The organism is Streptococcus oralis, from assembly GCF_003943825.1.
GTDB classification, from domain to species: Bacteria; Bacillota; Bacilli; order Lactobacillales; family Streptococcaceae; genus Streptococcus; species Streptococcus oralis_CD.
In genome coordinates this window covers 332,894-346,481 of the sequence record NZ_RJNJ01000001.1, presented here as the reverse complement: position 1 = coordinate 346,481, position 13,588 = coordinate 332,894, and the positions used below count along the sequence as shown (strand labels likewise).

The following is a 13,588-nucleotide window of genomic DNA, read 5'->3' as shown; positions in this document are numbered from 1 at the left end:
GATTTGAATAGCTAAGAATATGTTTATACCCTCATCTTTGTATCAAGTACGTACAGAGTCTATTTTATCATATTTTTCTTAAAAAGTGCGGGCTTTTCTATTAAAAAGGAACCATTCCCCTCACCTGAGAAGAATGGTTTGCTTTTTATTATCCTAAAGACTGATGGTTGAACAAGGCATGGGTTGCTTGGTGGATGTATTTTGCTGTTTCAGCATTGTTCATGGTGTAGAGATGCACACCTGCGACATCCTGGGTTACCAAGTCCACGATCTGGTCCACTGCATAGGCAAGTCCTGCTGCTCTGAGCGACTCAGGGTCATGCTCATACTTGTCTAAGATGGCTTTGAATTTGCGTGGAAGGTGGATATTCTCACAAGTCTTCAAGAGACGAAGCGCTTGGTTACGGTTAAGAATGGGCATGATCCCCGCATGAATGGGAACATCAATCCCCGCCAAGGTACACTTATCTTGAAAATCATAGAAGCGCTCATTGTCAAAGAAAAGCTGCGTTACAAGGCTTGAACAGCCTGCATCCACTTTCTTCTTGAGGTTTTGAATATCCGAGATTTGGTTTGGAGAGTCAGGGTGCCCCTCTGGGTAGCAAGCACCAACAATATCAAAGTGAGGAGCTTGTTCCTTGATGAACTCAATCAAGTCCGTTGCGTAGCGGAAATCCTTTTGTGGTTCCACATCAGGGATAATATCCCCACGCAAGGCCAAGATTTTCTGTACCCCAACCTTATCCAAGTCCGCAATAGTTTCAGCAACTTTATCCTTGGTCAGATAGATAGCTGGCAAGTGGGCAATGGTTGGAATCGCCAAATCATTCTGGATAAAGTCAGCCAAACGAACCGTGGTTTCCTTGATATTAAATTTATTATTGCTGGCAGTCACACTGATAAAGTGCGGTGTCAGTTCCCGCATATCCTGCAAGGCTGAAATAATTTTATCATTACCCACAGCTGGGTTTGGAGGGAACACTTCAAATGAAAGTGACGGAGTTTGGCGTGACATAGTCATTATCCTTTTCTTTTTGATTTCATAATTGCTAAGCCGGCTTGGGCTAAGCAGTTCCTTGATCAGTCAGGGTCAAGAGAGAAATCTTATCTTACAATTTCTCACGCGCAGCTTTTGCTGCTTCGACAAGGCGGATCAAGCTTTCTTTTGTTTCTGGAATACCACGTGTTTTCAAACCACAGTCAGGGTTGATCCAAACTTTCTTGCTTGGTACTTTAGCAAGAATAGCATCGATTGTGTGGTCGATTTCGCCTTCATTTGGCACACGAGGTGAGTGGATATCGTAAACCCCAGGTCCCACTTCTGTTTGGAAGTTTTTCGCTTTGAGCTCGTCCAAGATTTCAAGGTTTGAACGGCTTGCTTCAAAGGAAATAACGTCCGCATCCATGTTGTCGATAGCTGGGATGATATCTGTAAATTCTGAGTAACACATGTGGGTGTGGATTTGTGTGTCTGGCGCTACTGTAGAGTGTACCAAGCGGAAGGCTGGAATAGCCCAGTCAAGGTAGTCTTCGTACCAGTCGCTACGACGGAGTGGCAATTTTTCACGAAGAGCAGCCTCGTCGATTTGGATGATTTTCACACCTGCAGCTTCAAGGTCAAGAACTTCATCCTTGATGGCAAGAGCGATTTGAAGAGTTGAATCCTTGATAGAGATGTCTTCACGTGGGAATGACCAGTTAAGGATGGTAACAGGTCCAGTCAACATACCCTTAACAGGTTTGTCAGTACGGCTTTGTGCGTAGCTAGACCATTTAACAGTGATTGGGTTGAGACGAGTGACATCACCCCAGATGATTGGTGGTTTCACCCCACGCATACCGTAAGATTGTACCCAACCATTCTTAGAGAAGAGGTAACCTGACAAGTTTTGACCAAAGTACTCAACCATGTCATTACGCTCAAACTCACCGTGTACAAGCACGTCAAATCCAACTTCTTCTTGCCATTTGATCCATTCGTCGATCGTTTCAGCAAGGAAAGCATCGTATTCTTCTTGTGACAATTCACCCTTACGGTAAGCCAAACGTTTAGCACGAACTTCCTTAGTTTGAGGGAATGAACCGATAGTTGTTGTTGGAAGAGCTGGAAGTTTAAAGGCTTCTTCTTGGATGGCTTCACGTTCCGCAAAGGCTGGCAAACGAGTGTAGTCAGCGTCTGTCAATCCAGCGATGCGCGCACGAAGTTCTGCATTTTCACCCACACGTTCAGTCGCAAAGAGTTCTTTGTTAGCTGCAAGAGCTTCTGCACCTTGACCATTGCGGATAGCATCCAAATCACGGATCTCATCCAATTTTTCAACTGCAAAAGCAAAGTGGTTCAAGATAGCTGGTTCAAATTCTTCATTAGCAGTTGTAAATGGCACATGAAGAAGTGAGCATGAGCTAGTCAAAACAATGTTTTCAGCTGGGATTTGCTCAAGAACAGCCAAGCTCTTTTCGTAGTTGTTGCGCCAGATGTTCTTACCATTGACAATACCTGCATAGAGAGTCTTGTCAGCTGGGAAGCCACCTTTAACAAGTTCAAGAGTTTTCTTACCTTCAACGAAGTCAAGACCGATCGCATCTACTGGCAATTTCACAAGGTCAGCATAAACGTCACGAACGTCTCCGAAGTAAGTTTGAAGCAAGACTTCAAGACCTTTCTTGTCAGCCAAGAGTTTGTTGTAGAGGTTCAAGAAGAGAGCTTTTTCTTCAGCTGTCAAGTCTTTGACAAGAGCCGCTTCGTCGAGTTGGATGCGAGTCGCACCAAGTTCAGCCAATTTAGCAAAAACTTCTTGGTAAGCAGCTACTAAGCTGTCTACGAAGTCTTCTGCTTTCACGCCTTCTTCAAAGTCTGACAATTGAAGGAAAGTGAATGGACCTACAAGAACAGGACGAGTGTTCAATCCAAGTTCTTTGGCTTCTTGAAACTCATCAAAGATCTTGTGACCTGCCAATTTTACTTGAGTATCTTTTTCAAATTTAGGCACGATGTAGTGGTAGTTGGTGTTGAACCATTTCTTCATCGGAAGGGCACGCACGTCCCCTTTTTCACCTTGGTAACCACGACCCAAAGCAAAGTAGCGCTCAAGGTCAGACAAGTCCAAGTTTTGAACTGAAGCAGGCACCACGTTGAAAAGGAAAGCTGCATCTAGGAAGTTGTCATAGTGAGAAAAGTCATTTGATGGGATTTCAGTGATTCCTTTTTCTTTGACAATGTTCCAGTGTTTCGCACGCAATTCTTTAGCTGCTGCCAAGAGTTCTTCTTCTGAGATTTCTTTTCTAAAGTATTTTTCAGTTGTAAATTTCAATTCGCGGAATTCACCCAAACGAGGGAAACCGATGATCGTAGTTGACATGATGTGTCCTCCAAAATTTGTTGTTGAAACTATCTTAACAGAAAAGAAACTGTCTGTATAATTGTAAATAATTAGGCTTTGATATAGTTTGAAACTATATCGCTTTTTCGAACAAAAGAAAAAGACTTGAGACCAGTGTCTCAAATCCTTTGTATTGCTTGTTTTATTGCTGTATTTTAGTTAGAATGCTCAAACGAGCTATTGACGATTCTCATCAGTGACTATGGCTTGGTATTAGAAAAGACTATAGGTTAGTTATCCTTTGGTAATTTTGATATTTCCCTTAAAAAGTGCGGACGGGAGGTGAAATTCCCCTGTGGATGCTTTTAGAAATCCAAGGAATTTCATCCCTATCAACCTTTTTCCTGTTCAAGTGGTACGACTGCTAGTGTCTTTCCTAAACTGGCTAAAACTTTTAAGACTGTATCCAACTGAGGACTAGTCTTGCCTGTCTCCATCCTAGCTATGACGGGCTGGCTCACTCCACTAAGTTCTTCTAGCTTTTTCTGGCTGATTCCTTGTTCATGCCTGGCCTCAATCAACTCACTCATGATAGCCACTCGCATATCACTTTCAAGAATTTCCTCCTTGCTAAAGAGTTCAGATCGGATATCTTTCCAATTACTTCCAATGGCACTATTCTTCATCACTTACCCTTCTTTCTTTTATTTCCTTCAGTTCACGCTTGGCTTTTTCAACGATTATAACTCAAAAGTTATTAAAAGTAAATCCTAATACCAATAAAAAGAAGACCTTAGAATCATTCTAAAGGTCTCATTTTTATTATTCGAAAAAATTTTGAGAAGAGTTATAATGTGGAGCTATTCCTGACTCTTACACTAACTCAATGCCTTTCTCACGGAGATTAGCCAGACACTCCTCATAGTATTCTGCATCATGCTCACTATAGATGGGATTGTCCAACTTTTCCTCAGGCAAGTCTTCATAAGGAGGGCAGGTTTTGCCACGGTAGTTCTTGTCCAACCACTCTGGACTGACATTGTAGCCACGGTTAGCCATCTCCTCCATGATCAAGCGATGATAGGCATAGAGACGATAGGGCGAGTGGGTAAAGACATAGTTCACCGTCGCATGCTTTCTGCCCCAACCATTACCACGAAGGGCACAACACTCTCGATGTTGCCCCAAAAGTTGAGGACGGGGAAGTTTTGAAATCAAAGCCTCATGCCAAAGTCTCATGGGTGTCTCCTTTCAGTAAAGTCGAATGTTGCAAGTAAGTATTTGGATAGCGGTCAAGCAAGTCTCGAGTTTTAGCGATTAAGTCTTCCTTGGAAGCCTGACCAAAACGGTAGCGATCCAGTAAGAGCATATAGTCCTTACGCTCGGCATCTGTCGCTTTCTTTTTGAAATAGCCCCAAATATGCTGAAAAGCGTTGCAAACCTGACCCCTGTGCTCTGGGATTTGACAAGCTCGGTCTATCATCTCTTGAACCAGACTCAGCTCCACCTGTTCATTCTTCAAGTATTGACGAATCTCATTGTAAATATTGCTAGAATGACTCAAAACGAGGTATTTGTTTCTAGCCCAGAGTTGTTGGCACTGGGATTTTTGATTAGTTTGTTCCATGTTTCTCCTTGTTTTCTATCCGTTTCCAGGAAATATGGAAACAAAATTGTATCCTAAAAATGAGCGAATTAATGACTTCACATGACTGACTGTATGAATCTTTTTTCTTCTTCTAAAATTTCCTGACACTTAGGAAACAAAGTAATAATTTTCTTTTAGTTCTCGGAAACGGTCAAAACCTAGAATACCCTCATTTTGTAATCTGCCTAAAACAACGCTAGGATGAATATCGATTTCCTCCGCAAAACATATGATATCCGTCTTATCAAAGTTTCCTTTTTTGACAAAAGCTTGATAATCTTCTGGTCTAATCAAGAAATCTTTTGCAAACTGGTCTGCCTGTTCCTCAGAACGAAGATAGGACTCACTGTTTCCTTCATCAGATGAAAAATCATTCTCCAGAATGTGCCCAATCTCATGAAAAAGTGAGAACCAGAAAATGTCTGACGCTTTGTTTCGATCCGTCAGTAAAAGCAAGGCACTACCATTACTGAACTTTTTAGTCGCTCCATTCAAATTGGCATTTGGCAAAGCAGGTAAACCGACTAAGACAACACCACAGTCTAGCAAGATATCATACAAACGTTGAGGAAAAACTTCTGTATTTTGTCTCGTCAACTTTCTCAACGCAGGCAGGCTTCTCTCTAGCTTTCTGCGATTTAACTTAGTTGTCGTTTTATCACGCGCTTTTTTAGATGCCAACTCCAGCATGATATTAGAGTTGACTATACTTTTAGTCGTAAATTCACTCGTATTCCGATAGCTGACTAGATGGTTAAAAGATGTAAGGTTTTCTAAACTTGCCACACCTAGAATCTTGCGAAGCTCGACAATCTTTTCTTGCAAGCTATAGCGTTTGTCTGACACGTAGCCTTCTTCCTTAAAATACTTGAAATCAATCATCTCACAGATTTCTTTCTCGCTACCTTCTTCTAGCTCTCTTTGTTCTACAATCTCTGCAACTTTTACATCATAAGCATTCTGAAGATTGAGCCAAGTTTGCATGGAAACCCCGCTTAGCTTGGCAAGCTTATGTGCCGTTTCTTTACTGATGGACTCCTCAGCATTGACCAGCTTACTGACAGTCTTTGCCGAAACTCCTAAGCGCTCCGCAAATTCTTTCTGCGTTACGTTATAATCTTCAATCAACTCTTCAACATACTGACCTGGATGAAAAGCAATCAGGTCTTTGTATTCAACAATTTTTTTACTCATAGTGATTGCTGACCTCCTCTATTTTTAAGATTTCGATTTCAACAGGACTAGGAAATACCTTTTCTAGATCCTCCTCACGAAATTCTACAATCAGCCTATTTGTTCAAATTAAATTACCTTTTAGGTAATTTAATTTTAGCATCTTTTGAAAGTAAAAACCAACCAAATATAAATTTGGCTGGAATTCTTAACAAGCTTTATACTACTGCAATTTTTGACGTTTCAAATGCAAATCGATTTTTAATTAAAGAATTAATTTGCGAATTTGAATTAATAATTTTTAAATCTTCTCTAATTCGCTCAAATGAATAATCACTTAATAAATTAATAAATGCTGAATTAACAAAAGACGTACTTACATATGGAACCGATTCAAACGATACAACGACTGTTTGATTCGCTTCAAATGCTCTTTTTATTTTATCAAGTATAATAAGACCCGATTGATTATCTGAATAATTGTTTACAATATTTTTCACTTCAATCGTTACCATGAAAATTCCTCCTCTTCTTCTAAGTCATATAGATGTTCATTAGACACATCAATTACTAATTCGAAAAAAGTACCTGGATATGATTCGCTAAAAGATTTTGATTTAACAATTTCGTTGTTAAATATTTCAATCATACCACAATTTGAGAGAATTGTCACTCTAGAAACTTCATTTTTTGTTAAAGTATTCATTATATTAGACAAGCCTGCACCTCTATTTTGTGGTACCGATTGAGAAGAAACTCCTTCTTGCAATGCATATTCTATCAATTTATCATCCGATAAATCCCCATTAAATTTCTCACGAATAGTCGTCGGTATTCCTACACCAAAATCTGATACTGAAATAATAATTTCGTTCTTATTTGGATAGTGCTGGCCAAAGATACAACCTATTTTTTCAGTTGAATGATCAGATATATTATTAAATATCTCGTCAATCGCCACACAGATTGATGAAAAATCATTTTTTCTCTTCGTCTGATTCTGCAACCATATCATAAGATCTGATTGTTGCCATTGATTAATTCTACTTGTTTCAACATGCTTCAAAGTCAATGTTGTAGGCCGTAAATTAGGTTTTTTGAAAATATCCTCTTGACCAAAATTCTTAAAGAATCCACAATCAGATAAATAATTCATCACCTTTCTATTTTCAACATTTTCTGTCTCAGTATCAACGATAAATGTAACCTCAATCTTCTTGTTTTTTTCAGCCCATTTAATAATATTACTCAAGGAAACCATACCAGAAGGCTCAGAGAATTCAATTCTTCTCATATCAATTTGAACTTCCGAACCAATTTCTGATTTAGTTACGTAGTCTCTAAATTTAATAACAACCTCTCTGATTGATTCTTTATTTAAATGCTTAGGAAGTACAATCGTATCCATTTATTCCTCTTTTCTTTTCCCTACTCCACCTTCACCTGTCCATTCATCAGCATTGGCAAGAGCCAATCACGAAGTTGGGTGAGTTCTTGGTTTTGTTTTAATAATAATTGTATTTTTCTATCTACCGAAGATGCGTAATCAAAAAATTGTTCCATTAAATCAATTGGTGGTTGCGCAATGTGATAGTTAGTAACAAAGGAATCAAACAGTAGGTTTTTTATCCCACTTGTCTTTCCTTCCCAACTAAATAGAACACCATTGTCATATAGATTTTTCCATTCATATACAAAGTTATAGAAGGTTTCTTGTTCTTTTAGTGAAACCGCCTTGCAGAAATTTGAACAGATTAAAGGTAAATCAAATCGATTTAATACATTTTCACTGATACCTACTATACGACCTGTAGATTGAGTGGGACTTCCTCCAGATATTTCAATAACAATATCAAAATCTGTCAACAGTTTATTTTTGTTCTTTTCTAGAATAAAACGTGTTGGCATATCTGTTTTCCCATTTCCTGACAAGCCATTTATATCAGCACCACGAATACAATCAACCTCTAATGTATAATTTCCTTGACTAGTCTCTTTCCCCCAATCTCCCGTTTTATTGTCTGAAATCCAACTTGAAAATGTGGTCACTCCCCACCCCTCTGGAATTTCGCGTTTGAGTTCTGGGTTATAGACCATCTTTCCGCCTGATGATTTGTAGGGTTTGCCATTCTGGTCTGGGAAATCAAACTGCACAAACCAGTATTCATAGAGGGTCTTAGCCATGGCTTCCAACTCTTGGTTGATTTGATTGTTGATTTGGATTTTCTTATCTATAGAAGTTAAAATATCTGCAATTTTATTTTGAATGTCTATATCTGGAAACATAAAAGATAAATTTCCAATATCCTCAGGTCTAATAGAAGGATAGGACGAGGTACTATTTTCTCCAATACTTTGAAGTTGTGATATCACACTATTTTGAGTCAATAGGTAATACAAATATTTCGAATTCACTCTTGGATCTATAATGTCTAAAGTTGCAAATCCTGTCGATACTACTAAATCATCGGAATATGTATCAAAGTAACCAAAGTGTTTCTGATTAGGTCTCACTGTAGAATAAATAATAGTACCTTTTTCAACTTTTCTCTTTGCTCTACTTGGAAGTTTTTCCCCTTTTTGAAAAATTTGTAATGTGTCAATTTGATTTTCTGTTATGTTTCCTGTATCTAAGTAATTCAACGTAGACCAATTCTCTTTACTGGATAAAGTTGATTTGTTAATATTAACAACATTTTTAACAGTAAGCTTCTCACTCATACTTCAACCCCTTCATCTGCTTTTCAATCTCTTGCTCCAATGCATGTGATTGCTGGAAGAGGTCTGAGAGTTTGCTTTGAATAGCGGTCATCTTGGTTTCAAACTCTTCTGCCGTGATATCTACATAGTCGATCTTGATGTCAAAGTATTGACCAGCGCTGAGAGAGTAGTTTTTCTCCTCGATATCCTCATAAGAGACGGTGACAGAAAAGTCCTCGATGGCTTCTTTCTTGATAAAGGTCTCGACGATCTTCTGCTCTTCCTCAGGAGACAGCACGGTCTTTTGGTTCTTGCCTTCCTTGACCTTGGTTCCGAGATTTGAAGCATCGATGAGGACGATATCGCCCTTATTTTTCTTATCGATAAAGAGAATAGAAACACTCGTGGGAGTATTCGCAAAGATATTGGACGGCATGGAAACGACACCAGCCAGCATTTGATTGTCCACCAAGTGTTGGCGGATGGTCTTATCAATCCCAGACTGGGCCGTGATAAAGCCTGTCGGTAGGACAACGGCTGCTTGACCATCTGGCTTCAAGGAGTAAATGATATGCTGAACAAAGAGCTCGTAAATCGCCATCTTGTCCTTAGACTTAGCTGGAACCTTTGGTACTCCTGCAAAAAAACGCTCACTGGCTTCTGGCAAGGTCTCCACTTGGTCACGCCACTCTGAAAAGTCCAGTTTAAAAGGAGGGTTAGACACGATATAGTCCATCTTTTCAGGATGACGATTGGCGATGATGGTATTTCCCTGTACGATATTATGGATGGAATGTTGCAGTCCATTCAAAATCAGGTTGAGACGGAGGAGATTAGACGATTTTTGCGAGATATCCTGACTATAGACAGTGGTCTTATCCACACCGATACGACTAGCCAAATTCATAAGCAAGGTTCCCGAACCAGCCGACGGGTCATAAATTCGCACGTTTGATGGTTGGTTATTTCCCACAAGGATATCAGCGATAATCTTAGCCACAGAGTGGGGCGTGTAGTACTCAGCATACTTGCCTCCACCGTCTTTGTTGTAGTCCTTGATCATGTATTCAAAGAGGGTAGAGAAAAAGTCGAAACCTTGTGAAAAGATGGTCTCATCAAACTTAACGCGCGCAAGGAGATTGATGATAGCTTTTGCCACCTCGTTGCGCATACTGCCATCTGATATGTTATCGGTAATCAGACGCTCGTCAAAGAGACGAATAGCCGTATCTCCGTCTGTATGAACAGAGAAAATATCGTTATTGTCAATGGCGATCTGGTTGAGAGTATTTTCAAAAGTTTCGTAGAAAGTCGCCTCGTTTTGCTGACGGTGAAGGGTTTCGATCAACTGGTCTGGCTTGAGCCAAGCTGTGCTGGTACCGATATCCTCTAAGAGCCAGTCATAGTCTTCCTCACTCATGGTCAACAAATTTTCATAGGTGTTCCCTGCATCTAGTACCTGTGCTTGATATAAAAACTTATCATTTAAAAATTTGTAGAGGAAAGACTGGGTGAGGAGTTTGTACTCACCCGCTTCTCCTCCCAGTCCTGCGTGGGTAAAGACGGCTTTTAAATCATCTACCAAGTCTTGGACTTGGACCTTGTATGTTTCATTCATTAGTGTTGGTATTCCTCTTCATATCCTTCAAATAGCGATTCAACCAATCTATCAAAATCTTGTTTGGCCATATTGCTAGCAGATTGGTTTTTCTTCATTTCTTTTCGGGCTTGCTCGCGAATCATTCGCTTTAGATATTCCTCATTATCTAGAACCCCTTGATTTTGACCGATTCTATGGTCTAATTTAACCTTAGAACCTTTGATAACATGGTAAATAGCTGGAAATTCACTGACCGTAGTAGAGTTGGTCACATGCTTGTATGAACGAGCAGCCATTTCATCTCCGTTAAAGTTCATGGTCAAACGTCTCATACGAGTATAATAATCCTCCACGGACTTAAAGAGTTCCTCATAGTCTTTTTGTGTTTCCTTGATATTTTCCATCGTATAACCTTCTTGGCCATAGATAAAATGTTTTTGCATGATACGTTGGAATTCTTCGTAGAGAGAAACCCACTCAGGATCCTTTTCATCACGCTGTTTTTTAATCTTACCAGCTACCCGACGTCTCCAATCCTCCAGGTCATTAGCTGCTAGACGAAGTTCTTCCTCTGCAATCTTGACAAAACTAAAACTGGTCTCAGACATCGCTAAATTTAAGAGCGTTTGACTAGAAAAGTCAGCTGGTTTATCAATCAAGGACAGTGTCAGCATCCGTCTAGAGAGGATATTGAGCAAGATTGCGACCTGAGCAATGTCAATCTGCTCGATCAATTGATGGTAACCAAGGAGACGAGCAATATTGTAATACTGCTTGATAGACTCCAAAGCTTTTCGTAGATCGATTAACTGCTTTCTATCCTTGATATCATTGATAGCTTGGGAAAAGTATTCCAGATTATCTGTTGGATAGTCAAGCAAGATTAGCTCAGTCTTGCTTAATTCATGAGAAATCTCGTCTGCAGGGACAAAGAGCGAGCCAAAAACATCCTCTCCTTTTTCCCCTGTCAAGGCTGTATCATACTCTTGATTGAGTTCTTCCAGATAGGCACGATTGGTCCTGTCAAACTCTTTCGAAATATCCGCAAAGTCGATGACATAGCCAAAGAGATAGTCCTTGTATGGACGATTGACACGGGTTAGAGTCTGTAAAAGGTTATGAGCCTTGATTTTACGCCCTAGGTAGAGACGTTTGAGACGCGGGGCATCAAAACCTGTCAAGAGCATGGAGTAGACGATGGTAAGGTCAATTTTGCCTTCTTTGTAAGCATCTACCTTGTCTTTCTTTTCTTCCTTATCTCCCTCATCATGGAGAATCAATGCGGATGTCAAGTTGATTGTTCCAGCTTTACGACGTTTTTCTAATTGCTTTTCAAGCTCACGCGCCTGCTTTGACGAGTCACAGACGATCATGCCACCAATCGTCTGATCATCAAAAATTACATCACGTGCACGATTAAAGTCCTCGATGATAAAGTCTAACATAGGTTCTACATAACGAGGGTGAGCAAAGATATCCTCCTTGGACAAGCCTCCACGTTGGATCTCTTCATTGATGGATCTGAGATTGTCTTTATAAGAAGTCTCGATATCTTCTCGCATCAAACGTAGGGTAAAGCCATCATCGATAGACTGGTTGTAGTAGTATTTGTGGATATAGTCCCCAAAAATATCACGTGTGGTCGCATGATTTTCCTTGGTCTTGCCATCTTTCTTATAGGTAATCAATGGGGTCCCAGTCAAAGCAATCTTGATTGCATTGGTATCTGCCTGATAGAGATTTGGTAGGTAGGAACCGCGTTCATTATAAGAGCGATGGGCTTCATCGATAAAGTAGATATTTTGACGATTGAGGTCATAACCAGAGCGGTCAGTCAAGTCTGAATTATCCTTGAACTTCTGGATATTGACCACAGCGACATCATAGCCATCTTGTTTTTGATTGAGCTCTTGAGGGCTGTTGATACGCTTAACCTTGAGCCCTCGTTTGGTAAATTCTTTAAAGGCTTGGTCTGCCAGATCCAAACGATCCACGACAAAGTAAAACTGAGGGACGATTCCCTGTTTTGAGAAATAATTGGTCAGATAGCGGATATTGAAGAAAGCCAAGGCTGTCTTCCCTGAACCTTGTGTATGCCAGATAACGCCCTTCTTAACACCTCTTGCAATCGTTTCTTCGATGGCACGTGTCGCAAAATACTGAGGGTAGCGCATGACGTGCTTCTGCAGTTGTATCTGACCATCCTTGCTCTCTTCCTCTACATAGACTAGTCCAAAACGAAGCATAAAGAGCAGGCGTTCTTTCTGATACAAGGAGGACAGAAAGGCATTACAAGGTGTGTCAGGGTTTAGGTTTGTTTTGAATTCTGGCTGGGACTTGAGGGCAAAGTGGTTCATGTCATCTAAAACGAAGTCGATTTGGTCCTCTGTTAAGGTTGCCAAGGAATGAAGAAAATCTTCTTCTCTTTCTTCCTTGAAAGCATTAAACTTGGTTTTTGAATAGGCATTTGAACCGTAGTAAGAGCCCTGTTTCTGTTGACCTTGCCCACTGATATAGGGCAAGTTATCAGACAGAGCTATCAACTGGGTGATATTGTTAAAGCGGCGGAACTTGCGATTTTCAAAGCGTTGTCTAGTTCGGTCTTGCTCCGACTGAATTCCTGTTTTCCCATCTCGAATCGCATTTGGCTGTTTCACTTCGATATAAGAAAGAGGCAGACCATTGATAAATACGACAATGTCAGGACGGAATTCATCCTGGCCATTTTTACAAGTGACTTCAAGCGCTAGATGAAAAGTATTGGCTTCAGGGTTTTCCCAGTCAATATAAACGGTATCTTCCTGACCTTGCAGCCGTCTAAAGAAAGAACGTCCCAAGTCATTTTGATCTAGTTCCAACTTGATATTGGCCAGTTCTCTCTCAAAGTCTTCCTCTGTCAGGTAGTTGTTAAATTTTAAAAATTGCTCCTTAAAAACAGATACGAGAATATTGGTATCTGGATCTCGTTCTGCAATCTCCTTCCCATTACGAGGAAGATAGGTATAGCCCAGTCTCATAAGGTGTAGAGCTGCTGGAATTTGTACCCTGGTTAATTCAGAAAAATCTTTTTTCTTTGCCATCAAAAAACCTTTCTTATGCTTTGTAAGAATAGTTTGTTCTAAACGCTTCATTCTATTCAACTGTTTC

11 protein-coding genes and 1 pseudogene are annotated in these 13,588 nt (G+C 40.1%); all 12 read right to left on the bottom strand.

The window, feature by feature from the left end; all coding sequences use genetic code 11:
• Nucleotides 1-148: 148 nt before the first annotated feature.
• On the bottom strand, nt 149-1,015 hold the full coding sequence (metF, locus tag D8863_RS01590; RefSeq protein ID WP_002882688.1) for a methylenetetrahydrofolate reductase [NAD(P)H]: 867 nt from the start codon (nt 1,013-1,015) through the stop codon (nt 149-151).
• A 94-nt stretch (nt 1,016-1,109) separates the two neighbouring features.
• Nucleotides 1,110-3,359 carry a 5-methyltetrahydropteroyltriglutamate--homocysteine S-methyltransferase gene (metE, locus tag D8863_RS01585; RefSeq protein WP_125440886.1) on the bottom strand — a complete coding sequence of 750 codons (2,250 nt, stop codon included), beginning with the start codon at nt 3,357-3,359 and terminating at the stop codon, nt 1,110-1,112.
• Nucleotides 3,360-3,712: 353 nt separating this feature from the next.
• Nucleotides 3,713-4,006, bottom strand: coding sequence for a helix-turn-helix domain-containing protein (locus D8863_RS01580; RefSeq protein WP_049484311.1), 294 nt, complete (start codon nt 4,004-4,006; stop codon nt 3,713-3,715).
• Nucleotides 4,007-4,193: 187 nt separating this feature from the next.
• Nucleotides 4,194-4,559 (bottom strand): TIGR02328 family protein, encoded by a 366-nt coding sequence (locus D8863_RS01575; protein ID WP_125440885.1) that lies wholly within the window; start codon nt 4,557-4,559, stop codon nt 4,194-4,196.
• Complete coding sequence (locus tag D8863_RS01570) at nt 4,543-4,947, bottom strand: YbgA family protein (RefSeq protein ID WP_061421308.1); 405 nt, start codon at nt 4,945-4,947, stop codon at nt 4,543-4,545. The genes D8863_RS01575 and D8863_RS01570 overlap by 17 nt, the downstream gene beginning before the upstream one ends.
• A 129-nt stretch (nt 4,948-5,076) precedes the next feature.
• Nucleotides 5,077-6,162, bottom strand: a complete 1,086-nt coding sequence (locus tag D8863_RS01565; RefSeq protein ID WP_125440884.1) for a HigA family addiction module antitoxin — start codon at nt 6,160-6,162, stop codon at nt 5,077-5,079.
• Nucleotides 6,155-6,259 (bottom strand): annotated as a pseudogene (locus D8863_RS01560) (addiction module toxin RelE); the annotation flags it as partial. The pseudogene D8863_RS01560 and the gene D8863_RS01565, both read right to left, overlap by 8 nt.
• A 100-nt stretch (nt 6,260-6,359) precedes the next feature.
• A complete protein-coding gene (locus tag D8863_RS01555; RefSeq protein ID WP_000256281.1) occupies nt 6,360-6,656 on the bottom strand; it encodes an STAS-like domain-containing protein in 297 nt (98 codons plus the stop codon).
• On the bottom strand, nt 6,650-7,549 hold the full coding sequence (locus tag D8863_RS01550; RefSeq protein ID WP_000379786.1) for an ATP-binding protein: 900 nt from the start codon (nt 7,547-7,549) through the stop codon (nt 6,650-6,652). The genes D8863_RS01555 and D8863_RS01550 overlap by 7 nt, the downstream gene beginning before the upstream one ends.
• A gap of 20 nt (nt 7,550-7,569) precedes the next feature.
• Entirely contained in the window at nt 7,570-8,862 is a 1,293-nt protein-coding gene (locus tag D8863_RS01545) for a restriction endonuclease subunit S (RefSeq protein ID WP_125440883.1), read from the bottom strand.
• Entirely contained in the window at nt 8,855-10,459 is a 1,605-nt protein-coding gene (locus D8863_RS01540; protein WP_125440882.1) for an HsdM family class I SAM-dependent methyltransferase, read from the bottom strand. Before D8863_RS01540 ends, D8863_RS01545 begins: the two co-directional genes overlap by 8 nt.
• On the bottom strand, nt 10,459-13,521 hold the full coding sequence (locus tag D8863_RS01535; RefSeq protein WP_125440881.1) for a type I restriction endonuclease: 3,063 nt from the start codon (nt 13,519-13,521) through the stop codon (nt 10,459-10,461). Before D8863_RS01535 ends, D8863_RS01540 begins: the two co-directional genes overlap by 1 nt.
• Nucleotides 13,522-13,588 lie beyond the last annotated feature (67 nt).